Below are 25,013 nucleotides of genomic sequence, written 5' to 3'. Positions count from 1 at the left end.
TCCTCGACGACGGGTCCCGCCAGTCTTCCACGCTCCCAGCCGCCTCCGGGGCACCGGTGCCACCATGGCCCGATGGACATCGGCGAGATCCTCGACGCGATCGGAGGGCGCCTCGCGCCCGGACCCGTCCCCGACGACGGGCCCTGGATCCTGCTCGCCCTGGCCGTCGCGGCGCTCGTCGTGGTGGTGCCGCCGCTGTGGCGGCTGCTCCGCCCCGGCGTGACGATCGTGCACGAGCTCGGCCACGCCGCCGTCGGGATCCTCATGGGCCGGCGCTTCACCGGCTTCGTCGTCTCCGCCGACATGTCCGGCCACGCCGTGACCGTCGGCCCCCGCCGCGGGATCGGTCGGATCCTCTCGACCTGGGCCGGCTATCCCGCACCCGCGGTCGTCGGCGCGCTGCTGGTGCAGATCGCGCTGCACGGCTGGGCGCGCACCGCCCTGTTCGCGGCGCTCGTCGTGCTGGTGGTGTCCCTCGTGTTCACGCGCTCCGGGCACACCGTCCTCGCCGTGCTCGCCAGCGCCGCCGGGATCGGCGCGCTGTGGTGGTGGGGCAGCCCCGCGCTCACCGCGCTGCTCACCCTCGCCGCCGGGGTGTTCCTGCTGCTGGGGGCCTGGCGCCACCTCGGCTCCGTGCTCCGCCGGGGCGGCCGGCAGGACGACCCCGGCCAGCTCGCCCAGCTCACCCCGATCCCCGCCGCGCTGTGGAACCTCAGCTTCGCGCTCGTGATCGCGCTGGGCAGCTGGTGGGCGGGGGCGACCCTGGTGGATCTGCTGCGCTGAGGTCCGCCGAGAGGAACCTCGCCCAGGAGCGCGGCCGACGCGATGGCGCGCGCAGGCGGCGAGGGTGAGAATCGGGGAGCACCCGTGGCGCGGAGGTGAGGAGCATGGACTGGACGAGCTGGATCGGCCTGCTGGACGCCCAGGACTCGTGGATCGCCCGCGAGATCGTGCAGCGGGGCGTCGCGGTGGTGTACGTCCTCGCCTTCCTCTCGACCCTCCACCAGTTCCCCGTGCTGCTGGGGGAGAAAGGGCTCCTTCCCGTCCCTGACTTCCTCGAGCGGGCGGGCAGGCGCGCCGGGCCCACGCTCTTCCGCCACGTCCCCTACAGCGATGCCCTGCTGCGCGGCATGTGCCTGGTCGGGATGCTGCTCGGGCTCGCCGTCGTGCTCGGACTGCCGCAGCAGGGACCCGCCTGGACCATGCTCGCGGTGTTCGGGGCGATGTGGGCGATGTACCTGTCGATCGTCTCGGTGGGGCAGACCTTCTACGGCTACGGCTGGGAGTCGATGCTGCTGGAGTGCGGCGCGCTCGTGGGACTGCTCGGCTCGCACGCCGTCCCGCCGCCGCAGCTGATGATGCTGTTCCTCCTCTGGCTGCTGATCCGCCTGGAGTTCGGGGCCGGGATGATCAAGATGCGCGGGGACCGCTCCTGGCGGGACCTCACCGCGATGGACCACCACCACGAGACCCAGCCGATGCCCGGCCCGCTCAGCCGCACCGCCCACCTCATGCCCCGCTGGTGGCACCGGGCCGAGGTGCTCGGCAGCCACGCAGTGCAGCTCGGGATCATCTGGCTCGTGCTCGCCCCGCAGCCGGTCGCGTCCTTCGCCGCCTGCGCGGTGATCGCCACCCAGCTGTTCCTCGTCGTGACCGGGAACTACGCCTGGCTGAACTGGCTGACGATCCTCGTGGCCTGCGCCGCGATCTCCGACGGGTCCTGGCGCTGGCTGCTCGGGGGCCCGTTCCCGGGGTGGAGCTGGTTCGGGGTGCCGCTGAAGGCCGACGGCGGCGGCGCGGGCGCGGACGTGTCCTCGCCGCTGTGGTGGACGGTGCTGGTCGCCGCCGCGTTCGTCGGACTCGCCGTGCTCTCCAGGAAGCCGCTCGCGAACCTGTTCTCCTCGCACCAGCTGATGAACGCGAGCTTCGACCGCTTCCACCTCGTGAACGCCTACGGCGCCTTCGGCTCCATGACCGAGCGGCGGTACGAGGTGCTCATCGAGGGGACGGAGGACGCCGCGGGGCACCACGCCGACGAGGAGACCTGGCGGGCCTTCGAGTTCCGCGGCAAGCCCGGCGACCTGCGCCGCCTGCCCCGGCAGGTCGCGCCCTATCACCTGCGGCTCGACTGGCAGATGTGGTTCCTCGCGCTGCGGCCCGGCGCAGAGCCGTGGTTCGTGGCGCTGCTCGAGCGGCTCGCCGACGGGGATCCCGGCGTGCGCCGCCTGCTCGCCCGTGACCCCTTCGACGGCCGGGCGCCGACGGCGCTGCGCGTGCGGTACAGCCTCTACCGCTTCGCCCGCCGCGAGGAGCGGAGCGGCGGCGGCGCACGATGGGTCGCGACGGACCTCGGGGTGATCGCGCGGCGGTGAGTGCGTACCCTGAGACCTCGCCGTAGCTTTCCAGCCCCCGAGGAGTCCCATGTCCGCGATCGCCGTCCCGGCTCGCCGTCCCGTCCTGGCCGACGCCCTGGCCCCGCACCGCAGCCTGCTGCGCGATGCCCTGCTCGTCGTCGCCGGTGTCGCGGTCGTCGCGGTCCTCGCTCAGGTCACGATCCCGCTGCCGCTCGTGCCGATCACCGGGCAGACGCTCGGCGTGATCCTCGTCGGCGCGGCGCTGGGCTCCCGCCGCGGGGCGATCTCGCTGGCGACCTACATGGTCGTCGGCCTCGCCGGCGCGCCCGTCTTCGCCGAGTTCTCCGGCGGGCCGGCCACCCTGCTCTCGCCGAGCTTCGGCTTCGTGATCGGCTTCGTGCCTGCCGCCTTCGTCGCCGGCTGGTTCGCCGAGCGGGCCTGGGACCGCCGCCCCGTGCTCGCCATGATCGGCTTCGTCGCCGCGAGCGTCGTGCCCTTCCTCGTCGGCGTGCCGTACCTCGCGATGATCCTCAACGCCGTGCTCGGCGCGGGCGCCGACCTCGGCGCCGTGCTCGCCGCGGGTCTGTGGCCGTTCATCCCTGGCGGCCTGGTCAAGGCCGCGCTCGCCGCGTTGCTGATCCCCGCCGCGTGGAAGGGCGTGCGCGCCCTCGACGAGCGCCGCTGAACCCCGCAGCCCCGACGAGCCCCGCCGCCGACGCCTTCCCGTCGGCCGCGGGGCTCCGTCATACTCCTGCCATGAGCGCACTCGATACCCCCATCGGCGCCGTCCCCGGCGTCGGCACCCCCGCCGCCCGCGCCCTCGCCGAGCAGGGGATCACCACCGTCGACCAGCTCGTCGAGCGTGACTGGGCGGAGCTCGCCCGGCTGCACGGCGTGGGCCCCGCCTCCGGCAGGCGGCTGCAGGCCCTGCTGCTCGAGCACGGCGAGGGGATGGCGAACCCGCCCGCGCCGGACCGCCGCCGCGCCACCGTCACCCAGGGCGCGACCGGGAAGAGCGCGAAGGACATCACGACCCACGCCACCTCGACGGACCCGGCCGACTACGTCGACGGCCTTGAGGGCAGGCGCCGCGAGGAGGGAGCGCGGCTGCTGGAGCTCTTCGGCCGCGCCACCGGCGAGCAGGCCACGATGTGGGGTCCGAGCATGATCGGCTACGGCGAGGTGCACTACCGCTACGCCACCGGCCGGGAGGGCGACACCTTCCAGCTCGGCTTCAGTCCTCGCAAGGCCGACCTCGCCCTCTACGGCATCCAGGGCTTCCCCCGCTCCGACGAGCTGCTCGAGAAGCTCGGCAAGCACCGCCGCGGGGTGGGCTGCGTGTGGGTGAAGAAGCTGCCGGACATCGACGAGTCGGTGCTCGAGGAGCTCGTCGCCCATGCCTGGCAGAGCGGGCCCGGCACCGCGTGCTGAGCCCGCAACCCTCGGATCGGCCGACGAACAGCGAGAGCAGCAGGACCATCCCGGGGCCCACCGGCGGGGATCGCCAGCTTCATGAACGGCATCCTCGCCTGGTGCGCCACCGCGATGATCAACGGGCCAGCACGATGAAGGCGACCTCGTAGAACATCGCCCGGCCGAGCCGGTCGATCAGGGTGAAGACGATCTGGTCGGCCGCGACCCTCCGGGCGCCGGGCGGGGTGGGGGCGAGGTGAGGCTCGGCTCAGGCATCGGGAGAGGGGTCGTCCTCAGCCCGCCTTGGGCCTACGATTCGAGCGGCCGCGACCGCGCGGCCGCGGGATACCGACCGGAGAGCGGGGGCAGCCATGGGCCTGACGGCGCGCGAGCGTCGACGTGCGGAGCGGCATCCGCTCGTCGGCCGACGCTCCAAGGCAGGATTCGTGATCCTCGGCGTCGGGGCGGCGATGGTCATCGCCCATGCCGCGGGCTTCAAGCTGCTCATGCACCTCGAGGGCGACGAGCACTCCTGGCCGAGCGCGATCTACTGGACCATCACCACGATGTCCACGCTCGGCTACGGCGACATCACCTTCGACGACGACGCGGGGCGCCTGTTCTCCCTCTGGGTGCTGCTCAGCGGCGTGGTCTACATGCTCGTGCTGCTGCCCTTCTTCGTGATCCAGTACCTGGTCACGCCGTGGCTGGACCATCGCCGCGCCACCCGCACCCCGCGCAAGGTCGCCCCGGGGGTCAGCGACCACGTGCTGCTGGTCGGCTCCGACGCCGTCACCCAGGCCTTCGCCGCCCGTGCCGAGCGCTCCGGCATCCCCGCCGTGATGCTGCTGGAGGACGCCGTGAAGGCGGGAGAGCTGCACGACCAGGGCCGGCAGGTCGTCGTCGGCCCCCTCGACTCCGCGTTCACCTACCGCAACGCGGGTGCGGCGCGAGCGCGGCTGGTGATCTCCACCCTCTCCGACCACGCCAACACCAACGTCGCCTTCACGGTGCGCCAGGCCGCCGCCGCCGTGCCCGTGGCCGTGACTGCCTCGAAGCCCGCCTCGGTGGACGTGCTGAACCTCGCCGGCGCCGACCACGTGCTCGAGCTCGGGCAGGTCCTCGGCCGCGAGATGGCCTCCCGCGTGCTCGGCTCCACCGGCCGCGTCCACGCGATCGGCACCATCGGCGACACGATCATCGCCGAGGCCGCGGCGCGCGGCACCGAGCTGGTGGGGAAGTTCCTCGGCGAGGCCGTCGAGATGCAGCGCTCCCGGGTGCGGATCCTCGCCGTGCTGCGCAAGGGTCGGCTGCGCGCGATGACCCCGGACCTGCGGATCACCGACGGGACCGTGCTGGTCCTGGCGGGCACCGCCGAGGACCTCGCCCAGTACGACCGCCGGTTCCAGTGCGGCGAGGTCTCCGAGGAGCAGCCGGTCGTGATCCTGGGTGGCGGGCGCGTGGGCCGCGCCGCCTCCCGGGCGCTCAGCGACGGGGGCGTCCCGAACACGATCGTCGAGATCGCACCGGGCCGGGTCGAGAACTCCTATTCGGTGCTCGAGGGGACCGCGAGCTACGCCGTGGTCCACGGGGACGCCGCCGACCAGCGGATCCTGCGCCGCGCCGGCCTCGAGCACGCCTCCGCCGTGCTGGTCACCCCGCGCGACGACGACCTGAACGTCTACCTCACCCTGTTCTGCCGGCGCCTGCGGCCCGAGCTTCAGATCGTCTCCCGCGCCACCTACGAGCGCAACGTCGCCACCCTCTACCGCGCCGGGGCCGACGGGGTGCTCTCCTACGCCACCATCGGCGCCACCGACCTGTGGAACCACGCCGGCTTCAGCCACCGCGTGCTGCTGGCCGAGGGCAACGAGCTGTTCCTCGCCCCCTGCCCGGCCTCCCTCATGCGCCGCCCCCTCCGGGACGACGAGGTGCACCGCCGCACCGGCTGCGACATCGTCGCGGTGCTCGAGGCGGACGGCACCCTCGGCTACGACGTCGAGTCGATCCCTGCCTCCTCCGAGGTGCAGCTGCTCCTGCTCGGGGACCGCCACGCCGAGCGGCGCTTCCGCGAGACCTATCTGGGCCGCCGCCTGCGCCGTCGCTAGGCTGGACGTCCTGCCCCGCCCCTGACCCGTTTCGGAGGATCATGTCGCCCGCCCCCGTGAAGCTCGCCGTCGGCGATGCCGCCCCCGCCCTCGACCTGCCCACCGCAGGCGGCGGCAGGATCACCCTCGAGGACCTCCGCGGCGCGCCGGCGCTGCTGTGGTTCTACCCCGCCGCGAACACCTCGCTGTGCACCAAGCAGGCCTGCGACCTGCGCGACAACCACCGAATGTTCCTCGACGCCGGCTACCGCGTCATCGGGATCTCGCCCGATCCGGTCCCCGAGCTCGACCGCTTCGTCGCCGAACAGGACCTGCCCTACACCCTCGCCTCGGACGAGTCCCACGAGGTGATGACCGCCTACGGCGCCTGGGGCGAGAAGAACATGTACGGGAAGATCGTCCAGGGCACGATCCGCTCGACCTTCGCGATCGACGAGGCGGGCGTCCTCACCTTCGTGAAGTACCGCGTCGGCACCCCGAAGCACATCGCGCTGCTGCAGGAGAAGCTCGGCCTCTGAGCCGCGGGCGGCCGGGGAGAGGTGTGACGCGAACCGCTCCGCCTCGCTTTGGCGCACCCCGCTCGCTCCCGTATGCTGGCTCGGCGTGCCGCGACACCGCGGCGCCAGGAGACGTGGCAGAGCGGCCGAATGCGCTCCCCTGCTAAGGGAGTAGGCGACTACAATCGCCTCGGAGGTTCAAATCCTCTCGTCTCCGCCGAAAAGGCCCCTCACCAGCGATGATCTCGCCGGGAGGGGCCCTTCTCGTGTCCGTCCCTCACAGGGCCGGCGATTCGCCCTCCAGGGTGGTCCACTCCGGCCCGTCGGACTCCAGCAGGTCCGGGTCGCGCACCAGGTCCTGCTCCTCCACGTCCCCGCGCAGCCGTGCCGCGAGCGCCCGCAGCGACTCGCGCAGGAGCTTGCGCGCGGTGGAGGCGTCGCCCGCCTCGAGCGCGGCGACGAGCTGCTCATGGGTGTCGGTGAGGTCCGCGCGCACGCCGTAGCCGCGCGGATCGGAGAAGGTGCCCATGCGGGTGAGGATCACGATCGTGTTCATCGCCGTGACCAGGAACCGGTTGCGGGAGATCTCCGCGAGGCGCTGATGGAGGTCGAGGTCGGCGTTGCCCGCCTCGATCACCTCGCCCGCCGCGAGCGCGCGACGGGTCCGCTCCACGCACTCCCGCAGCGGGAACAGCAGCGCCGGGATCTGCTCCTCGTCGCCGTCGGCGCGCAGCGCGGCCACGTGCTCGGCGACGTTGGTCGCCGCCTGCATCTCGATGCCGAGGCGGTAGTCGATGAAGTCCGACAGGGTGCCTGCGTCCATCGTCGTCACGAACAGGCCGCGGCCCGGGATCTGCGTGAGCAGCCCGTCGCGCACCAGGCGCTGGCACGCCTCGCGCAGCGAGGAGCGGGAGATGCCCATCTGCTTGGAGACCTGGACCTCGGGGATGGTGTCCCCGGGGCGGAGGTCGCCGACGAAGATGGCGTTGCGCAGCTCGAGCTCGGCCTGGTCGATGATCGAAGGACGACGGATCGGCTGCATCATCGGCAGCCGGACGGAGTCCTGACGAGGGGGCATGGGTCCTCCTGTGACGGTGCGCCGCCGGTGGGCGTGCGAGGACACCATCATCCGTTCCCTCCCCGCCCCGGCGCACGCGCAGAGGGAGTCATCGCTGTCACAGTCACGGGCGTCGCGGAAGGATCACGACCCCATCACAAAAGAGCCGCAGGTCGTGGACGACTGTCGACCCACCGGTACGGTGACCAGGAATCCGATATCCAGAGATCCGATTGTCCGACACGACGAGCGTGCACGGCAAGGATCTCCCGGCGAGAGGGAAACCATGCAGATGGGCCGCACGACGCACCGCAGCACGCACGACCGACGAACCTTCTTCCGCGGCACGGGCCTGGTGCTCTCCGCCGCGGCCCTGGGCGGCGGGCTCGCCGCCTGCAGCCGCACCAGCACCGGCGGCGGCGGCGAGTCCGGCAGCGACGGCGGCGGTGGTGGGGACCTGCTCAGCCGTCTGCAGGAGGCCGGCACCATCACCGTCGGCTTCGCCGGCGAGGCGCCCTACAGCTTCGAGGAGGGCGGCGAGGTCATCGGCGCGACCGTCGCCCTGCACCGCGAGATCTTCGGCGAGCTCGGCATCGACACCGTCGAGGGCAAGCTCACCGACTGGGGCTCCCTCATCCCCGGCCTGAACGCCGGCCAGTTCGACGCGGTCAGCGCCGGGATGTCGATCCTGCCCGACCGCTGCGCGCAGGCCGCCTTCAGCGAGCCCGAGTTCCAGTACACGACCGCGCTGATGGTCCCCGTGGGCAACCCCGAGGGTCTCGAGACCATGGACTCCTTCGTGGACTCGGGCCTGACCGTCGCGACGATGGCCGGGGCGGTCGAGTCCGACTACGTCGCCGCCCTCGAGCTCGACGCCATCGAGGTGGGCGGCCCGCAGGACGGCGTGGACGCGCTGAAGTCCGGCAACGCCGACGCCTTCGCCCTGACCGCCATCTCCCTGAACTACCTCGCGGACAACACCGTCGACGACGTCGAGGTCACCGAGAGCTTCGTGCAGGAGATCGACGGCGTGAAGCAGGTCGGCGCCGGCGGCACCGTGTTCCGTCAGGAGGACACCTCGCTGCTGGACGCCTACAACGAGAAGCTCGCCGAGATCATCGCCGATCCCGAGCGGTACCTCTCCATCGTCGGCGAGTTCGGCTTCGGCGAGCAGGAGCTGCCGCCCGAAGAGATGACCGCCGAGATCCTCTGCTCGGGCGATCTCTCCTCCCTGCAGTGAGCCTCGCACCCTTCCACGACGCCCCGGCGCGTGAGGCGAGGTGCCGATGGACGGCGTGATCGGCTTCTTCCAGGACCTCGGGCCGAACCTGCAGATCCTGTTCGACCGCTCGCCGCAGATTCTGCAGGGCCTGCAGATCACGGTGCTCGCGACGATCCTCGGCGGCCTGCTCGCGCTGCTGATCTCGTTCGTGTTCGGCATCGCGCAGGTCGTGAAGTTCTCCGCGGTGCGCGTGCTCGCGCGCATCTTCGTGGAGTTCTTCCGCGGCACCTCGCTCGTGGTCCAGCTGTTCTGGCTCGCGTTCGTGCTGCCGCAGCTGCCCTATCCCTTCGGCTTCCAGCTCGAGCCGCTGCTCATCGGCGTGCTCGCGCTGGGGCTGAACTACGGCGCCTACGGCGCCGAGGTGGTGCGCGGATCGATCGGATCGGTGCCCAAGGGGCAGTACGAGGCGATCAGCGCGCTGAGCCTCAGCCCCGCCCGTGGCATGTTCCGGATCGTGATTCCGCAGGCGTGGGCGCTCATGCTGCCCTCCCTGTCCAACCTCTGGATCCAGCTGCTCAAGGGCAGCGCGATCGTCGGCACCGTCTCGCTGTACGACCTCTTCTTCCAGGTCGAGCAGGTCCGTGACCGGACCGGCACCTGGTTCGCCTATCTCTTCGCGCTGCTGGCCTACTACCTGATCGCCTGGGTCATCGTGATCATCATGAACGGCCTGGAGATCCGAGCGAAGCACAAGATCGGACGCGGCCCCGCCCTCAGCTCCTCCTGGCGCGCGCTCTTCCAGGCGCCCGGAGCGAACACCAAGGAAGGAGCCGTGGCATGAACCCGTCCACGTCCTGGTGGGACTGGAGCCACGCCGCTGCCGTCCTGCCCTCGCTCCTCCTCGAGGGCCTGAAGATCACGCTGATCGCGACAGTGCTCGGCACCCTCATCGCGCTCGTGCTCGGCCTGGCCGTCGCGATCATCCGCCGCACCGCCCCCACCGCGATCGCCACGCCCTTCACCTGGGTGGTGGAGTTCATCAGGATGACGCCGCTGGTGGTCCAGCTCGTGTTCGCGAACCTCGTGCTCTCGCAGTACATCGACTCGACCCTCGCCATCGGCATCTGGGTGCTCGGCATCCACTACACGACCTACATGGCCGAGGTGTACCGCGCCGGCATCGACTCGGTGCCGACGGGCCAGTGGGAGGCGGCCACCGCGCTGTCCCTGCCGCGACTGCGCACCTGGCGGGCGATCGTGGTGCCGCAGGCGATCCGCAACACCCTGCCGGCGCTCGGCAACTATGCGATCTCGATGTTCAAGGAGACCCCGTTCTTCGTGGTCATCTACATCCCCGAGCTGGTGCGGGTCGCGCAGAACTACGGCTCGACCTACTTCCGCTACACCGAGGCGATCACGCTCGCGGGCCTGATCTTCCTGGCCGCCAGCTATCCCACCTCCCTCCTGATCCGGAAACTGGAGAAGAAGCTTGCCTGAGAACACTGCCCCGCCCGATCCCGGGACCGCGCCCCACATCGAGTTCCGCGACGTCGTCAAGCGGTTCGGCGACAACACCGTCCTGCAGGGCCTGGACTTCACCGTCTCCCGCGGGGAGCGGGTCACCCTCATCGGGCCCTCCGGCTCCGGCAAGACCACGATCCTGCGCCTGGTGATGACCCTCGAGGAGCTCACCGACGGATACATCCGCGTCGGCGGCGTGCCGCTGCAGTACGAGGAGCAGGGCGGGAAGCGGGTGCGGATCCCGGACAAGCGCCGGCGCCGCACCACCACGGACATCGGGATGGTGTTCCAGCACTTCAACCTGTTCCCGAACATGACCGTGCTGGAGAACATCGTCGAGGCGCCGATCCACGTCAAGGGACTCTCCCGCGCCGACGCGGTCTCGAAGGCCGAGGGGCTGCTGGCGAAGGTCGGGATGCAGGAGAAGCGGGACATGAAGCCCTCCCAGCTCTCCGGCGGCCAGCAGCAGCGCGTCGCGATCGCCCGCGCCCTCGCGATGGACCCCGAGATCCTGCTGCTGGACGAGGTGACCTCGGCGCTGGACCCCGAGCTGGTGGGGGAGGTGCTCGCAGTGCTGAAGGACATCGCCGCGGAGACCGACATCTCGATGCTCATCGTCACCCACGAGATGCAGTTCGCCCGCGACGTCTCCGACCGCGTGATGATGTTCGACCAGGGCTCGATCGTGGAGGAGGGGCCACCGGAGAAGATCTTCTCCGACCCCGCGCATCAGCGCACCCGCGACTTCCTCCGCGCGGTGCTCTGAGCGGGTGCGGCCGACGGGATCCAGCGTCCGTCGGCCGCCCCCTCTGCGACCGACGCGCCCGCCCGCGTGCTGTCCGCCCAGTGAGGACCGGGACGGCTCCGCTGCGAGCGCCTGTAGTCTGTGCCCGTTCGTTCCGCGCCGACGCGGTCGCCCTGAGCGCGCCTTCGGCGCGTCGGCAGGCGGCCGTCCGTCGGCGTGCCGACCCCAGGAGGCCCTGTGCCACATTCCGACGCCATCGCCGTCCCGACTCTGACGAGCGAGTTCCCCGTCGTCGGCGACGACCCCCATATCGACGCCCCGCTGCGGGCGACGGTCCGCCGCCTCTCGACACTGCTCGGCCGCACCCTGGCCGACCAGCACGGTCAGGAGATGCTCGACCTCGTCGAGCAGGTCCGCAAGCTGACGAAGGAGGCGAAGTCCGCCGACTCCGAGGCCAGCGCCCAGGACGTCCAGGCCCGCCTCGCCTCCCTGCCCATCGAGCAGGCGACCGCGCTGACCCGCGCCTTCACCCAGTACTTCCTGCTGGCGAACGCCGCCGAGCAGGTCTACCGCGTCCGCGCCCTCGACGAGCGGCCCTCGAGCGAGTCGTGGGTGCCGCGCACCGTGCGCGCCGTCCACGAGGAGCTCGGCGCCGAGGGCCTGCAGAAGGCCGTCGACTCCCTCGACGTGCGCCTGGTGTTCACCGCGCACCCCACCGAGGCCTCGCGACGCGCCGTGCTGACCAAGCTGCGCCGCATCTCCGACCTCCTCGCCGAGGAGACCGAGGAGGACACCCCCGAGCGCCGCCGCCAGGACCGCGACCTCGCCGAGCTGATCGAGACGCTCTGGCAGACCGACGAGCTGCGCCGCTCCCGTCCCACCCCGCAGGACGAGGCCCGCAACGCCCTCTACTACCTGCGCCAGATCTTCCGCCAGACCATGCCGGAGATGCTCGACGACCTGCGCGAGGAGCTGCGCGCCCACGGCGCCGACCTGCACGACGGCCAGGTGCCGCTGCGCTTCGGCTCCTGGATCGGCGGCGACCGCGACGGCAACCCCTTCGTGACCGCCGAGGTCACCCGCGACGTGCTGAAGCTCCAGGCCGAGGCCGCGATCGACGTGTCCCTGGAGATCATCTCGGACCTGATCCTCGAGCTCTCGGTCTCCTCCGAGCTGACCGGGGACGACGAGGAGCTGCGCGCCAGCCTCGCCGAGGACCTCTCCCACGACTCCGAGGTCGACAGCACCCAGCAGTCGCTCTACGACCAGGAGCCCTACCGGCTCAAGCTCGGCGCGATGCGCTCCAAGCTCAGCGCCACCCGCGAGCGGATCCGCTCCGGCGAGGCGCACGTCCACGGCGCCGACTACGGCGACACCCAGGAGCTGCAGGACGACTTCCAGGTCCTGCGCGCGGCGCTGCGCCGCCACGGCGGCCGCCGCGCCGCTGACGGGGCGCTCGCCATCGCCCAGCAGGTGCTGGCCGCCTCCGGCCTGAACCTCGCCGCCCTCGACGTGCGCGAGCACTCCGAGAAGCACCACGAGGTCGTCGCGCGGCTCTTCGACCGCGTCGGCGAGCTGGACCGCCCCTACACCGAGCTCGACCGCGCCGAGCGCACCACCGTGCTCTCCCGCGAGCTCGGCAGCCGCCGTCCCCTGGTCGGCTCCGCGATCACCGAGGACGAGTCGATCCTCGACGACGCGACGCGCACCACCTACGGGGTGTTCCGCGAGATCCGCGATGCGCACCGCCTGTACGGCACCTCCGTCATCGAGACCTACATCATCTCGATGACCCACGGCGCCGACGACGTGCTCGCCGCCGCGCTGCTCGCCCGCGAGGCCGGGCTGCTCGACCTCACCGGTCGCGAGGAGAAGCGCGCCGACCTGGGCTTCGTGCCGCTGCTGGAGGAGGTCTCCGAGCTGCGCCACGCCGGCGAGATCCTCGACCAGCTGCTCTCGGACCCCTCCTACCGGGAGATCGTGCGCCTGCGCGGCGACCGCCAGGAGGTCATGCTCGGATACTCCGACGGCAACAAGGACGCCGGAGTCATCACCAGCCAGTGGGAGATCCACCAGGCCCAGCGCGCCCTGCGCGACACCGCGGCCCGGCACGGCGTCACCCTGCGCCTCTTCCACGGCCGCGGCGGCTCCGTCGGCCGCGGCGGCGGCCCGACCTACGACGCGATCCTCGCCCAGCCCTACGGGGTGCTCGAGGGCGAGATCAAGTTCACCGAGCAGGGCGAGGTCATCTCCGACAAGTACATGCTCCCCTCCCTCGCCCGGGAGAACCTGGACCTGTCGCTCGCCGCGGTGCTCGAGGGCTCGGCCCTGCACACCGCCCCGCGCACCCCGGAGAAGACCCTCGAGCACTTCGGCGAGGTGATGCAGCACGTCTCCGACGCGGCCTTCACCCGCTACCGCACCCTGGTCGACGACCAGAACCTGCCCGAGTACTTCGTCTCCTCCACCCCCGTGGAGCAGCTCGGCGATCTGAACATCGGCTCGCGCCCCTCCAAGCGCACCACCTCCGACAAGGGCCTGGACGGCCTGCGGGCGATCCCGTGGGTGTTCGGCTGGACCCAGTCGCGCCAGATCGTGCCCGGCTGGTTCGGCGCCGGCTCCGGCCTGAAGGCCGCCCGGGAGGCCGGCCTCGAGCCGGACCTGCACGAGATGTACCGCTCCTGGCACTTCTTCCGCACCGTCATCAGCAACGTCGAGATGACGCTGGCGAAGACGGACATGCAGATCGCGGCGCACTACGTGCACTCGCTGGTGCCGGAGAACCTCTGGTACCTCTTCGACCGCATCCGCGAGGAGTACGAGCTCGCGGTCTCGGAGATCGAGCGTCTCACCGGCGTGCTGAACCTGCTGGACAACCAGCCGATCCTCAAGCGGACCCTCGCCGTGCGCGACCGCTACCTGGATCCGATCTCCTACATGCAGGTCGCGATGCTGCAGCGGGTCCGCGCGGCGAAGGAGCGGGGCGAGGAGCTCTCGCCCGAGCTGCAGCGCGCGCTGCTGACCACCATCAACGGCGTCGCCGCGGGGCTGAAGAACACCGGCTGAGCCGGCAGCACGTCACCCCCTGGGCCGCGTCATCGCAGCGGCCGACGGGGCCGAGCAGGGCAGACGCCCCGCCCGGCCCCGTCGTCAGGTCGGCCGGGTCCCCGCCTCGGTCGGGTGGGGCGGGGCTTGTCTGCCGTCGGACGGTCGTGGCCTCGAACCGAAAGGCGTATTTCGACCGGTATGGGGGAGCCATACCGGTCGAAATACGCCTTTGGGTGTGCGGTGTGCGGTGCGCAGGCCGCCGTACCGGCCGGGTGCTCGCGATGGGTGCTTCGTCCTCCGGGGGTCGGGCGCCGGGCTCAGGCGGAGGGGCGGACGGCCCGTCCGTCGGCGTGCAGCGGACGCTCCATGACGTCCATCCCCAGGCCGCCGACCTTCAGCCTCGCGGGGTCTCCCGGGAAGGGGACGGCCTGGCCGGTGGGCACGAAGCCGTGGCGCTCGTACCAGCTGTGCAGCTCGGGGCGCGACTGGAGCACCTGGATCATCAGCACGTCCACCCCGTCGGCCGCGAGAGAGGCCGCCTGCGCCTCCAGGAGGCGTCCGCCGAGCCCCGCGCCCTGTGCGGCGGGGTCGACCGCGAACAGCCCGAGCTCGGCCCGGACCGCTCCGTGCTCGTCGGGCGCCTCGCGGCGGGTGTAGCAGCAGCCGAGCACGCGCTCGGCGGCGCCCGCCTCGTCGTCGCTCGCGCCGTCGCCGTCACCCATGCCGCTCCCGCCGGTCGCGACCAGCAGCGTCACCGCGGGGTCGGCGAGCATCGCGCGGACCTCCGCGGCGTCGGTGCGGTGGCCGTCCACGAGGTGCGACTCCGTGGTCCAGCCTCCCTGGCCGCGGTACGCGGCCTGGACGAGCTCCACGATCCGGGGGACGTCCGTGTCGGCTGCGGGTCGCAGAGAGATCATCGGGACATCCTCCCATGTCGCTGGAGGGCGGCGAGCAGGCCGTGGCCGTTCGGGGCAGCGAGGGCGAGCGGGCCCCGGCCACCGGGGCTGGAGCCGACCAGAGGGCGCAGGGTGCCGTGGGCGAGGAGCTGCTCGGGCTCGGTGAGCTGGCGGATCAGGATCGACTCGACGAGCTCCGGGTGCCGTTCGGCGAAGGCTGCATAGAGCGAGGGGTCGTGCTGGCCGTCGTCGCCCACGAGGATCCAGCGGACGTCCGGATACGCGGCGGCGAGGCGCTCGAGCGAGCGCGTCTTGTGCTCGGGGCCGGAGCGGAAGAAGCCGGTGTGGGTGGGTCCCCAGTCCGTCAGCAGCAGCGGCCCGTCCGGATAGCCGTTGCGGTAGAGGAATCGCTTGAGCACGGGGAACACGTTCCACGCGCCCGTGGACAGGTAGAACACCGGCATGTGCGGGTGCTCCCGCGCCAGGCGCTGGTACAGCATCGGCATCCCGGGGACGACCTGGCGGGAGGACTGGTGGACCACGAAGGCGTTCCAGAAGGCCAGCAGGGGGCGGGGTAGCCAGGTGACCATCACGGTGTCGTCGATGTCGCTGACCATGCCCACGCGCGCCTCGGGCGGGACGATCGTGACGTCGGCCGTGACCTCGTTGCCGGGGACCGTCCACAGCACCGCCTGGTGCACGCCGGGGCTCAGGGACACCTCGAGGGTCGCGTCGACGATGCCGGAGCGGTCCGCCCGCACCGTGAACTCCTCGCCGCCGAGGCGGATGTGGACGGTGCGGTGCGGCGCGACCTGGCTGGTGAAGTTCCGCCAGCCGCGCACCGCGACGGTCCGCATGTCGTGGACGGGCTGGTCGTGGAAGTCCGCGGAGGTGCGGGGGGAGGCGTAGAGGACCTTCGCCAGGACCCGTGCCTGCGTCTCCGAGCCGTAGCCGTGGAAGGGCTGCAGGCGCAGGTCCCAGCGCAGACGGCGCAGGGTGCTGCCGACGAGGCGGTTCTTCACGTCCTCCGCGCGCGCCGCCCAGTGGGGACGATCGGCCCCCGCCCCGGCGGCGTCGTGACGCAGCGCGGACCGGGCGGAGGAGAGGGGCGCGGGGATGCGCACGGGCCTCAGAGGCCGCGGGTCATCTTCAGCCAGGCGCCGTCGGGATCGTCCTCGACGATCTGCCAGCGCTCGCCGCTGTCGGAGAAGCCGAGGCTCTCGTAGAGGGCGCGGGCGCCGGTGTTCTCGGGGCCGACGTAGAGGGTGACCGTGTCGGCGCCGTCCTCGCGGGCCCACTCGAACACGGCCTCCGCGAGGCGACCGGCAATGCCGGAGTGGCGCGATCCCGGGGTGACCCACATGGCCTGCAGCTCCCGCTCGTTGGCGGGGGAGTCGTCCTCCTGGCGGACGGCGACGACCGCGACCGGCTGATCACCTTCGACCGCGAGGAACCAGGCGGCGTCCGAGACGCGCTGCTCCCAGACGGAGTCCTCGTAAGTGGACTCCTTCTCCCAGCTCTGCCCGAAGGCGCTGGGGTCCGTGCTGAGCGAACGGAGTCGGATCTCCCGCACGAGCGACCAGTCCTCGTCGTGGGCGCGGATGATTTCGGCCATCGGTGTCCTCCTGAGCCGTGGTGGCGTGGTCACGGGCGTGATGCCCTGGCGATCATGCTCTCGTGCTGACCCGAGAACCGCATGCACTCCGCCTCACAGTGTACGGCGATCGGCGGTTCCACGCTCCCAGCGCCTGGAGGTTGACACAATGGGGGGATGAAGCCGCTCCGACTCCTCACCGTGTGCACCGGCAACGTCTGCCGCTCCCCGGCCGCTGCGGTGGTGCTGCGCCGCGCCCTCGAGCTCGAGGGCCTCGACTCCGAGGTCGAGGTCGGCTCGGCCGGGACCAGCTGGGAGGTCGAGGGGATGCCGATGGACGACCGGATCGAGCTCTCGCTGGAGCGCGCCGGCTATCCGCGTCCCTTCGAGCACACCGCCCGCACCATCCACCTCACCGAGCTGATGGCCTGGGATCTCGTGCTGGCGATGACGCCCGAGCACGCCCAGACGATGCGTCGCATGGCCGATCAGGCCCCCGAGGGGGCGACGCCGCCGCTGATCACGATGTGGCGCGCCTTCGAACCGGGGGCGGAGGGGCGCGCGGAGACCGAGCTCGTGGTCGAGGACCCCTGGTACGAGGGGCAGGCGGCCTTCGACCGCACCGTGAAGGACATGGAGCGCGCCGTGCCGGGGATCCTGGAGCACGTGCGCGAGCTGCTCGCCCAGCGCTGAGCGGTGGACCCGCCCGCCGGCGCGAGCGTCTGCACGGTGGCGGGACGACGGCTCGGCGTCGGGGCCGACGGGTCAGCGGCGGTGATTGCTGCGGCGCGAGTGCCACGTCGCGCCGACGAAGCCGGCCGTGGTGAGGAAGCCGATCGCGAGCGCGGCGATCAGGACCTGGCGCATCTGGCCGAAGGCCGTGTTCGAATCGTCGGAGATCGCGTTGAACAGGCGCACCACCGGGCCGCCGTCCCCGGAGGACGTGGGCTGCGCGGCCTGCGGCGCTGGAGTGCTGGGCTCCGCGGTGCCGACCCCGGCGACCTCGGTCTCCTCGGTGGTGCTCGACTCGGCGGTCGTCTCGGGCTCCTGGACCGGGGTCTCGGAGGGAGTCTCCGGGGTCGGCTCGGGGGCCGGCTCCGTGGTGGGCTCGGGGTCCTCGCTCGGCGGGGGAGCGGGGAGCGGCTGTGCGCGTCGCTCGGGCTCGGGGGCCGGCTGCGCGGGCGTCGACGGCTCGGACATCTCCGGGGTGGCCGAGGGGCTCGCGGTCGGAGTGGCGCCGTCGTCCGGCGCGGGCGTGGTCTTCTCCTCGTCGGTCGTCTCGCCGCTGCCTCCGCCGGTGGTGTCACCGCCGGTCGGCGTCTCGCTCGGGGTGGGGGACTCCTCCTCGGTGGAGCCCTCCGACTCCTCGCCCTCGGACTGGGTGGGGCAGTTGCAGGGGCAGTCCGTGGCGCCGCCCTCGGCATCGGGGCTCGCGGCCGGGCTCTGGGGCTTCTGGGTCGTGGTCGCCGCGCGCTGCTGCGCGATCAGGCGGGGGACGAGAGCGCCCTTCACATCGCGCGCGGGCTCCTCTGTGAAGGCGTCTCCCTCGGCGTTGTCGCCGGCGCCGCCGTCGCAGGTGGCGTCGTCGTCGGGGTCGGTCACCGTCTCGGTGGAGCCATCCGTGGGTTCCCCGTCGGGGTCATCCGTGCGCTTCGTGGTGGAGTCGCCCGTGCCCTCGGTGTTCGTCGGCGTCCCGGGCTCCGTCGCCGTGGGGGCCTCGGACTCCGTCGCCGTCGGCGTCCCGGGGTCCGTCGTCGTGGTCTTGTCGCCCTCCGTGGTGGGGGCGGTGGGGGTCGTGGGGTCCTCGACCGGGGGATCCTCCGAGACCTCGGGATCCTCGGGCGGCTGCTCGGGCTCCTCGGGGACCCCGTCGGTGCCCGAGGGATCGTCCTCCTCGGACTCCGGATCGTCCTCGGCGGGGGTCGAGCTGTCCTCGTCCTGCTCGGAGGGCTCCTCGTCCTCGGCGGCGTCGTCGTCCGTGCGCGCTTCCGAGGGGGTGGTGAGGGTGGTGGTGGCCTCGGGCGTGATCGTCCCGTCCACGGTGGCCGTCGTGGGCTCGTCGTCCGCGGGGGCGACGTCCGTGCTCTCGGCGGCGTCGCCGGTCCCGTCGGCGAGAGCGTTGGTGGTGGCGAAGGGGAGAGCGGTCAGGGCGAGGGCGGCAGAGGCCGCGCAGACGCGTGTCCGCAGTCGCATGTCCTGCCCCCTCTCCGTCGTTCTCTCCGCGCGCGAGCGCTGCGGTCGGTGTGCTTACCGGCGGGTCCGACGGAGCACACTACCCTACTGATCCTTTACCTACCCATCCCATGGTTCACGGGCTCTTTGGGGCGCGCAAGGGGCGTGTGGAAGGCGCCACCGCTGGGTGACATACCTCAAATTGGGGAGCGCTTGACCATTCCTTTGCCGTGTGGGGGCCGCGGTCGTTGCTGAAACGTTACGGACCTGCAGGTCAGCGCCGGGTGTTCGAAAGCCTCAGTGCGCGTCGACGGACGGCGCGAGAGCGTCGCGCCGTCCGCCGACAGCATCGAGCGGTGGAGGGGGCGGAGCCGAGGATCAGGAAGTGGAGGAACGGTCGGCCAGAAGCGGTGCGGTCGCGGCGACCGCACCGGGGACGGGGGCGGACAGCCGCTCCCGCGGCGTCGCGCGGACCGTCCGCTCCACCCCTGCGCTCGGTCCGCCCCTGCGCTCAGTCCGCGAGCGCCCCGTCCACGAGCTCCTTCGCGGCCTGCTGCACCTCGGCGAGGTGCTCCTCGCCCTTGAAGGACTCCGCGTAGATCTTGTAGATGTCCTCGGTGCCCGAGGGGCGCGCCGCGAACCAGGCGGACTCGGTGGACACCTTCAGCCCGCCGATCGCACCGCCGGAGGGGGTCTCCGTGATCGCCGAGACGATCGGCTCGCCCGCGAGCTCCGTCGCGGTCACCTGTGCGGGGCTGAGCGCCTTGAGCTTCGCCTTGGCCTCGCGGTCCGCCGGGGCGTCGGTGCGGGAGTAGGCGCTGCTGCCGAACCTCTCCATGAGCTCCGCGTGCAGGGTGCTGGGGGAGCGCCCGGTCACCGCGAGGATCTCCGAGGCCAGCAGCGCGAGGATGATGCCGTCCTTGTCGGTGGTCCACACCGAGCCGTCGCGGCGCAGGAACGAGGCGCCCGCGCTCTCCTCGCCGCCGAAGCCGACCGAGGAGTCGATCAGGCCCGGCACGAACCACTTGAATCCCACCGGCACCTCGAACAGCTCCCGGCCGAGGTCTGCCACGACACGGTCGATGAGGCTCGAGGAGACCACCGTCTTGCCGACCTTCGCGCCCGCCGGCCAGTCCGGGCGGTGCCCGAACAGGTAGGTGATGGCCGTGGCCAGGTAGTGGTTGGGGTTCATCAGGCCGCCGTCCGGGGTGACGATCCCGTGGCGGTCCGCATCCGCGTCGTTGCCGGTGGCGATGTCGTACTCGTCGCGCTTCTCCAGCAGCGACGCCATCGCCCACGGGCTCGAGCAGTCCATGCGGATCTTGCCGTCGCGGTCCAGGGTCATGAAGGACCACTGCGGGTCGACCGCGGGGTTGACGACGGTGAGGTCGAGGTCGTGCATCTCGCCGATCTCGGCCCAGTAGTCCACCGCCGCGCCGCCCAGCGGATCCGCGCCGATGCGCACGCCCGCCCGGCGGATCGCCTCGATGTCGACGACGCTCGGGAGGTCCTGCACATAGGTGCGCAGGTAGTCGTAGCGAGCCGCGTCCTGCAGGGCCTTCTGCCGTCCGTGCCGGCGCACGCCCTTGAGCCCGTCGCGCAGCAGCTCGTTCGCGCGGTCGGCGATCCACGAGGTCGCCTCGGTGTCCGCGGGGCCGCCGTGGGGCGGGTTGTACTTGAAGCCGCCGTCGCGCGGCGGGTTGTGGCTCGGGGTGACGACGATGCCGTCGGCCCGGCCGGGATCGTTCGCCGCCCGGCCCCGGTTGTGGACCAGGATCGCGTGCGAGACCGCCGGGGTGGGGGTGTAGCCGTCGAGCGCGTCGACCTGGGCCGCCACGTCGTTGCCCGCGAGGACCTCGAGCGCCGTGTCGAAGGCGGGGCGCGAGAGGGCGTGGGTGTCCCGGCCGATGAACAGCGGGCCGCGGATGCCCTGCGCCGCCCGGTACTCGGCGATCGCCTGCGTGGTCGCGGCGATGTGGTCCTCGTTGAACGCGACGTCCAGCGAGGAGCCGCGGTGCCCGGAGGTGCCGAAGGAGACCGCCTGGTCGGGATCCGCGGGATCCGGGTGGAGGTCGTAGTAGGAGTCGAGGAGCGCGTCGACGTCGACGAGGTCCTCCTGCTGTGCCTTCTGGCCTGCACGGGGGTGCATGATCACCACTCCATCCTCGGTAGCTGGGGCTGATCGCCACTCTAGGTCCTTCGAGGGCACCTCAGCACAGGAGCGCCGGGAGTGAGACGGGGGCGGGCCGGCAGGACCTCAGGCGCGGCGGGAGCGGACCAGCAGCACGATCCCCACGATCGTCAGCACCAGGCCTACCAGACCCGCGACCACGCCGATGATCGGACCGATGACCAGCGGGGCCATCATCCCGAACAGGCTGTAGGGGCCCAGATGGGCGGGAGCGTCGGTGCCCGTGCAGGAGATCGTGGCGGTGGTGTCCTGGAGGGAGGCGACCCCGAGCACCTGCACGTACTCCTCGCCGTTGCCGAAGGTGGTCGCGGTCGAGCTCGGCACCGTGGTGACCGCCCCGGGGTCGGAGCCCTCCGCGGTGCACTCGGCCGTGGCGGCGTCCGCCGCGGGCACGTAGACGATGACCATCTCGTTGGCGGACAGCTCGAGCGTCGCCGAGCTCGCCTCCATCGGCGTCGGCCCCTCGGACGCATCGCCGACGAGCGATCCGAGCGACCACACGATCCCGACGATCGTGGCGGCCGGGGCGATGACCAGCAGGAGCACCAGGCCGATCACGAGCGGCAGCACGCCGCGCCGGCGCCCGGACGGGCCGGTCCGCCCGGGACCGGAGGCCGAGGGGCCGGAGGTGTGCGACGCGGCGAGGGCGCTGGGAGGCAGCGGACCCGTCTGGGGACCGTCGGCGAAGGAGGTCCCGTACGAGGCCTGGCCGTACCCCTGCTGCGGGGCCTGGCCGTAGGGGTCGTGGATCGGGGCGCCCGGCTGCGGGTCCGCGCCCGGGGCGGGCGTCGTCGGCCCCGGCAGCCCGAAGCTCGGACGCTTCCTCGGGGCGGGCGTGGTGGACTCACCGTCGGACATCGGCTCCCTCTCGGATCGGCTCCGCCCAGGATAGTGGTCCCGCCTGCACGCGGTCCGGGCGGCTCCTCCGCTCAGAGGTCGGGCAGCTCGAGCACGACCCCGAGCAGGGCGGCCCCGACGACCGCGCAGGCCAGCGGGGTCACCAGCCAGATCAGGAGGATCTCCCGCGCGACCGACCAGCGCACGGTGCGCCGGCCCCGGGCGACGCCGGCGCCGACCACGCTCGAGGCCAGCGCCTGGCTGGTCGAGACCGGGGACTCGAGCCCGAACACGCCCAGCGACATCGTCAGCGCCGCGGAGGACTCCGCCGCCAGGCCCTGCGCCGCGGTGAGGTCCGTGAGCCGGCGGCCCAGGGTGCGGATGATCCGGTGCCCGCCCATCAGGGTGCCGGCGCCGACGGCGACCGCGACCGTGCTCATGAGCACCATGGTCGTGGTCCCGGACAGGTCTGTCCCGGCGCTGCCCAGCGCGATCACGACCACCGCGAGCGGGAGGCGGGCGTCGTTCAGTCCGTGACCCGCCGCGACCGTGCTCGCCGAGAAGGTCTGCGCGAACCGGATGTGGCCGGGTCCGAGCAGCTCGGACCGGGCCAGGCGCAGGATCAGCTGCATCAGCAGGTACGCGACCGTCGCCGAGATGAACGGGCCCACGACGGAGACCGCGAGCATCAGCCCCAGGCGGTCCCAGGCGGCCGAGGTGCCGATCACGAGGGAGACGCCGAAGGAGGTGCCGAAGAAGGCGTGCCAGGTCGAGGCAGGCAGCCCCATCCACCAGGTCAGCAGGTCCCAGAGGAAGGTGCCGAGCATGAGCACCAGCAGCGCGGCGCCCAGTGTGTCCGGGCGGGCGGCGAGCTGCTCGACGATCGGGCCGAGGCCCAGCAGGCGCACAGCCCACGGCACGGTCATCACCAGCAGCGCCATCCCCAGCAGCGCGCCGAGGGTGTTGAGGAGCGCCGCCGCCCACAGCGCCGCGGAGGCCTTCAGCGCACGGGTCGTGATGGTGGTCGAGATCGCGTTGGAGGCGTCGTGGAATCCGTTCATGTAGGCCACGATCAGCGCCAGGGCCACCACCAGCGCGAGCAGCAGCGGCGTCACTCAGGCGTCCTTGATCCGCAGCAGGTCCGCGATCCGCGCCGCCCGCTCGTGCAGCGCGATCGTGTGGCGGATCGACTCGGAGACGTCGTGCAGGGGGAGCAGCTCCTGGGTGGAGCCGCCGCGCTTGTACAGCGCGCCGAGGGCCTGCCGCACCAGGCGATCGCCCTGACGCTTGAGCTTGCGGATCTGGACGTAGTAGTCGCCGAGGTCCTGGGTGTCGTTGAGCTTCCAGGACGCGGCGACGGTGAGCTCCGCGGCGCGCTCGATCCCCTTGGCCGCATCCAGCAGCGGGGTGGGCAGCGTCCCCACCCGGGAGACGACCAGCAGCTCGCCGGTGTGCTCCATCGCGTCGACCACGTCGGCGAGCGTGAGCGAGAAGTCGTAGAGCAGCTCCGCCTCGTAGGGGGTGATCAGCGAGTGCGCGAGACGCTGGGCGATGCGGCGGCACAGCTCCTCGGCGACCGTGGACTGCTCGTGCAGCGTCGGCGCGATGCGGGTGCGCTCGCGATAGCCGTTCCCCAGCAGCTTCGAATGGGTGTCGGCCGCCTGGACGAGCAGCTCCGCGAGCTCGGAGAGGAGATCGCTGAGGGGGCGCTCCGTGCGCGTGGGGAACAGTCGGGAGAAGAACTGCACCACCTCGCGTCGCCTCCTCGCGCCGTGGGCGCCTGAACGCCTCGCGATCCGTGCGGTCGGACGCGGGCTCCTGCTCGTGATGCTGAGGCGCCGGACCGGGATGCGCCTGTCGGCGCGAAGGCCGCTCGAAGCGGCAGATGTTGGAGCCCGGGGCAACCGCGGCCCGGCGCTCGCCCATCGTAGAGCACGGGCCCCGAGACGGTGCAAGCACCGGCCCCGGGGAGTATGGCGAGGACCTCAGTCCGTGCAGATCACAGCGCCCGACGGGCACCGGCCGACGGGGTGGCGGCCGCGTCTCGGGGCGTCAGTCGAGGCGTCCCTCCTCCGCGTGCCGGCCCGCCTCCGTGAGCTCCTCGCCGGTGCGCAGCAGCCGTTCCGCCTGCCGGGTCCGCTCCTCCCCGGGATCCTCGTCCGCCAGGTGCGCCGTGCCGTGGGCGAGCAGCGTCGCGACCGCCCCGGCGCGCCGCAGGGCGAGGCCGAGATCGCCGGTGAACGCGCCGCGCAGGATGTCGTCCATCGTCTCCTGCACCTGGGTCACCTCCGGCGGCTCCGCGAAGCCCGTGAGATAGCGCAGCCCGGGGACGGTGCGGGAGCCGGCCCGGTAGCGTCGGGCGACCTCGTCGCCGCTGCGCTGCACCCAGGTGTGCAGCACGTACAGCCGCCACAGCGCCCCGGGCAGGGTCGAGGCGGGCGCGGCCGACCACAGCGCCGCCAGCTCCGTCAGCCCGTCGTCGGCCGCGAGCGCGACGACCCGCCGCACCACCTCCGGGTCGGAGCTGTGGAACACGCCGTCCAGCAGCGCCCGGGCCGAGTCGTGCGCGAGATCCATCGAGGTCGCGGGATCCGGCTCCCCGGGGATCGACGCGGCGACCGAGGGATACATCGAGGCGGGACGGCGGAATCGAGGGGCGGAGGAGTCGTGCGAGGACATGCCCCGCACCCTACGCTGGGTGCCATGACCATCCCTCGCCGGCTCGGCCCCGAGACCGGGCCGCGCACCGCACTGCCCGACTACTCCCGCAGCAGCGCGACCGTCGAGCGGATGGTCGCCGCGCTCGATCCGTCCCGCACGGGCCGCGACCGGGGACGGGTGCGGGCGCTGCTGCCCGCGCACGCCACGCGGGACACCGCCGCGCGCGCCGTCGTCGCGGCCGCGCTGCTGGGCACGGCACTGGTGAGCGTGCTGGGCACGGTGCTGCTGCTGGGCACGGTGCCGGACGGCCGCTCCCCGGGGCTCGGACTGCTGGTGGTCGTCGGGGCGCTGGGCGCGCTCGCGCTGCTGCTGGGGCTGCTGGGGGTCCGCTTCGGGATCGTGGCGCTGGGCACGGCGCGAGCCCGGGTCGAGATCTCCGCGGACGGGCTGCGGGTGGTCGGCCCGGTGCGGCACCGCGACGTGGCCTGGGAGCGGATCGCGGCGATCGAGTCCCGCGTGGTGCATCCGGTGCACTGGCTCACCGCCGCGCTGCGCCTCGAGGACGGCAGCAGGATCGTGATGCCCGCCTTCGACCGTCCCGTGTGGACCTACACTCGGCCCTCCGGGCAGGACATCCGCGCGCTGCGCACGGAGCTGCACCGGCGCCGACAGGCGGGCCCCGGGCGGCGCTGAGAGG

The 25,013-nt window shown here is 72.3% G+C and carries 23 protein-coding genes and 1 tRNA gene; 14 read left to right on the top strand and 10 right to left on the bottom strand.

Annotated features, from left to right (window positions below; all coding sequences use genetic code 11):
- The first annotated feature begins 72 nt into the window (after positions 1-72).
- The 7 genes from DEU31_RS07360 (at position 73) to DEU31_RS07330 (ending at position 6,589) form a co-directional block, all read left to right on the top strand.
- The gene (locus DEU31_RS07360; RefSeq protein ID WP_010550045.1) at positions 73-783 is read left to right on the top strand and encodes a M50 family metallopeptidase; all 711 of its coding nucleotides are present in this window, start codon (positions 73-75) and stop codon (positions 781-783) included.
- Between the two features lie 104 nt (positions 784-887).
- Positions 888-2,372 (top strand): lipase maturation factor family protein, encoded by a 1,485-nt coding sequence (locus tag DEU31_RS07355; protein ID WP_133676644.1) that lies wholly within the window; start codon positions 888-890, stop codon positions 2,370-2,372.
- Positions 2,373-2,421: 49 nt separating this feature from the next.
- Entirely contained in the window at positions 2,422-3,039 is a 618-nt protein-coding gene (locus tag DEU31_RS07350) for a biotin transporter BioY (protein WP_133676643.1), read from the top strand.
- 71 nt (positions 3,040-3,110) lie between these two features.
- Entirely contained in the window at positions 3,111-3,785 is a 675-nt protein-coding gene (locus tag DEU31_RS07345; protein WP_010550048.1) for a DUF1801 domain-containing protein, read from the top strand.
- A gap of 353 nt (positions 3,786-4,138) precedes the next feature.
- On the top strand, positions 4,139-5,875 hold the full coding sequence (locus DEU31_RS07340) for an NAD-binding protein (protein WP_133676642.1): 1,737 nt from the start codon (positions 4,139-4,141) through the stop codon (positions 5,873-5,875).
- A 41-nt stretch (positions 5,876-5,916) separates the two neighbouring features.
- Positions 5,917-6,393 (top strand): peroxiredoxin, encoded by a 477-nt coding sequence (locus tag DEU31_RS07335; RefSeq protein WP_133676641.1) that lies wholly within the window; start codon positions 5,917-5,919, stop codon positions 6,391-6,393.
- Positions 6,394-6,500: 107 nt separating this feature from the next.
- A tRNA-Ser gene (locus tag DEU31_RS07330) sits at positions 6,501-6,589 on the top strand.
- A 60-nt stretch (positions 6,590-6,649) separates the two neighbouring features.
- On the opposite strand, the gene DEU31_RS07325 is transcribed toward DEU31_RS07330, so the two are convergent.
- On the bottom strand, positions 6,650-7,450 hold the full coding sequence (locus DEU31_RS07325) for a GntR family transcriptional regulator (protein ID WP_010550051.1): 801 nt from the start codon (positions 7,448-7,450) through the stop codon (positions 6,650-6,652).
- 271 nt (positions 7,451-7,721) lie between these two features.
- Here DEU31_RS07325 and DEU31_RS07320 point away from each other — a divergent pair, with 271 nt between their 5' ends.
- From DEU31_RS07320 to ppc, 5 genes are all read left to right on the top strand, one after another.
- Positions 7,722-8,669: a transporter substrate-binding domain-containing protein gene (locus tag DEU31_RS07320; protein ID WP_040366965.1), complete on the top strand. Its 948-nt coding sequence runs from the start codon at positions 7,722-7,724 to the stop codon at positions 8,667-8,669.
- A 46-nt stretch (positions 8,670-8,715) separates the two neighbouring features.
- On the top strand, positions 8,716-9,492 hold the full coding sequence (ehuC, locus tag DEU31_RS07315) for an ectoine/hydroxyectoine ABC transporter permease subunit EhuC (RefSeq protein WP_010550053.1): 777 nt from the start codon (positions 8,716-8,718) through the stop codon (positions 9,490-9,492).
- A complete protein-coding gene (gene ehuD / locus DEU31_RS07310; RefSeq protein WP_133676640.1) occupies positions 9,489-10,148 on the top strand; it encodes an ectoine/hydroxyectoine ABC transporter permease subunit EhuD in 660 nt (219 codons plus the stop codon). The genes ehuC and ehuD overlap by 4 nt, the downstream gene beginning before the upstream one ends.
- On the top strand, positions 10,141-10,938 hold the full coding sequence (gene ehuA, locus DEU31_RS07305) for an ectoine/hydroxyectoine ABC transporter ATP-binding protein EhuA (RefSeq protein WP_208109970.1): 798 nt from the start codon (positions 10,141-10,143) through the stop codon (positions 10,936-10,938). Before ehuD ends, ehuA begins: the two co-directional genes overlap by 8 nt.
- Before the next feature lie 216 nt (positions 10,939-11,154).
- Positions 11,155-13,983: a phosphoenolpyruvate carboxylase gene (gene ppc, locus DEU31_RS07300; RefSeq protein ID WP_133676639.1), complete on the top strand. Its 2,829-nt coding sequence runs from the start codon at positions 11,155-11,157 to the stop codon at positions 13,981-13,983.
- A 299-nt stretch (positions 13,984-14,282) separates the two neighbouring features.
- Here ppc and DEU31_RS07295 read toward each other — a convergent pair whose 3' ends face one another.
- Genes DEU31_RS07295 through DEU31_RS07285 form a run of 3 tightly spaced genes read right to left on the bottom strand, consistent with a single transcriptional unit; the run spans position 14,283 to position 16,476 of the window.
- Positions 14,283-14,882 carry a GNAT family N-acetyltransferase gene (locus DEU31_RS07295; protein WP_133676638.1) on the bottom strand — a complete coding sequence of 200 codons (600 nt, stop codon included), beginning with the start codon at positions 14,880-14,882 and terminating at the stop codon, positions 14,283-14,285.
- Positions 14,879-15,985, bottom strand: coding sequence for a phosphatase domain-containing protein (locus DEU31_RS07290; RefSeq protein WP_133676637.1), 1,107 nt, complete (start codon positions 15,983-15,985; stop codon positions 14,879-14,881). Before DEU31_RS07290 ends, DEU31_RS07295 begins: the two co-directional genes overlap by 4 nt.
- Before the next feature lie 5 nt (positions 15,986-15,990).
- Complete coding sequence (locus tag DEU31_RS07285; RefSeq protein ID WP_010550060.1) at positions 15,991-16,476, bottom strand: GNAT family N-acetyltransferase; 486 nt, start codon at positions 16,474-16,476, stop codon at positions 15,991-15,993.
- Positions 16,477-16,632: 156 nt separating this feature from the next.
- On the opposite strand from DEU31_RS07285, the gene DEU31_RS07280 reads away from it, so the two are divergent.
- Positions 16,633-17,148, top strand: coding sequence for a protein-tyrosine-phosphatase (locus tag DEU31_RS07280; protein ID WP_010550061.1), 516 nt, complete (start codon positions 16,633-16,635; stop codon positions 17,146-17,148).
- A 72-nt stretch (positions 17,149-17,220) separates the two neighbouring features.
- On the opposite strand, the gene DEU31_RS07275 is transcribed toward DEU31_RS07280, so the two are convergent.
- From DEU31_RS07275 to DEU31_RS07250, 6 genes are all read right to left on the bottom strand, one after another.
- Entirely contained in the window at positions 17,221-18,648 is a 1,428-nt protein-coding gene (locus DEU31_RS07275; protein ID WP_133676636.1) for a hypothetical protein, read from the bottom strand.
- A 490-nt stretch (positions 18,649-19,138) separates the two neighbouring features.
- Positions 19,139-20,776, bottom strand: coding sequence for a phosphoglucomutase (alpha-D-glucose-1,6-bisphosphate-dependent) (gene pgm, locus DEU31_RS07270; RefSeq protein ID WP_208109978.1), 1,638 nt, complete (start codon positions 20,774-20,776; stop codon positions 19,139-19,141).
- A gap of 108 nt (positions 20,777-20,884) precedes the next feature.
- Positions 20,885-21,676 carry a hypothetical protein gene (locus DEU31_RS07265; RefSeq protein WP_010550064.1) on the bottom strand — a complete coding sequence of 264 codons (792 nt, stop codon included), beginning with the start codon at positions 21,674-21,676 and terminating at the stop codon, positions 20,885-20,887.
- A gap of 71 nt (positions 21,677-21,747) precedes the next feature.
- Positions 21,748-22,770 carry an inorganic phosphate transporter gene (locus tag DEU31_RS07260; RefSeq protein WP_133676635.1) on the bottom strand — a complete coding sequence of 341 codons (1,023 nt, stop codon included), beginning with the start codon at positions 22,768-22,770 and terminating at the stop codon, positions 21,748-21,750.
- The gene (locus DEU31_RS07255; protein ID WP_133676634.1) at positions 22,771-23,406 is read right to left on the bottom strand and encodes a DUF47 family protein; all 636 of its coding nucleotides are present in this window, start codon (positions 23,404-23,406) and stop codon (positions 22,771-22,773) included.
- Positions 23,407-23,707: 301 nt separating this feature from the next.
- A complete protein-coding gene (locus DEU31_RS07250) occupies positions 23,708-24,334 on the bottom strand; it encodes a hypothetical protein (protein ID WP_053918066.1) in 627 nt (208 codons plus the stop codon).
- A 24-nt stretch (positions 24,335-24,358) separates the two neighbouring features.
- Here DEU31_RS07250 and DEU31_RS07245 point away from each other — a divergent pair, with 24 nt between their 5' ends.
- Positions 24,359-25,009 carry a PH domain-containing protein gene (locus DEU31_RS07245; RefSeq protein ID WP_133676633.1) on the top strand — a complete coding sequence of 217 codons (651 nt, stop codon included), beginning with the start codon at positions 24,359-24,361 and terminating at the stop codon, positions 25,007-25,009.
- Positions 25,010-25,013: the final 4 nt, after the last annotated feature.

This window comes from Brachybacterium sp. AG952, assembly GCF_004362645.1.
Taxonomy (GTDB): domain Bacteria; phylum Actinomycetota; class Actinomycetes; order Actinomycetales; family Dermabacteraceae; genus Brachybacterium; species Brachybacterium conglomeratum.
The sequence above is the reverse complement of the archived record's forward strand: the minus strand, read 5'-3'. Positions and strand labels throughout refer to the sequence as shown.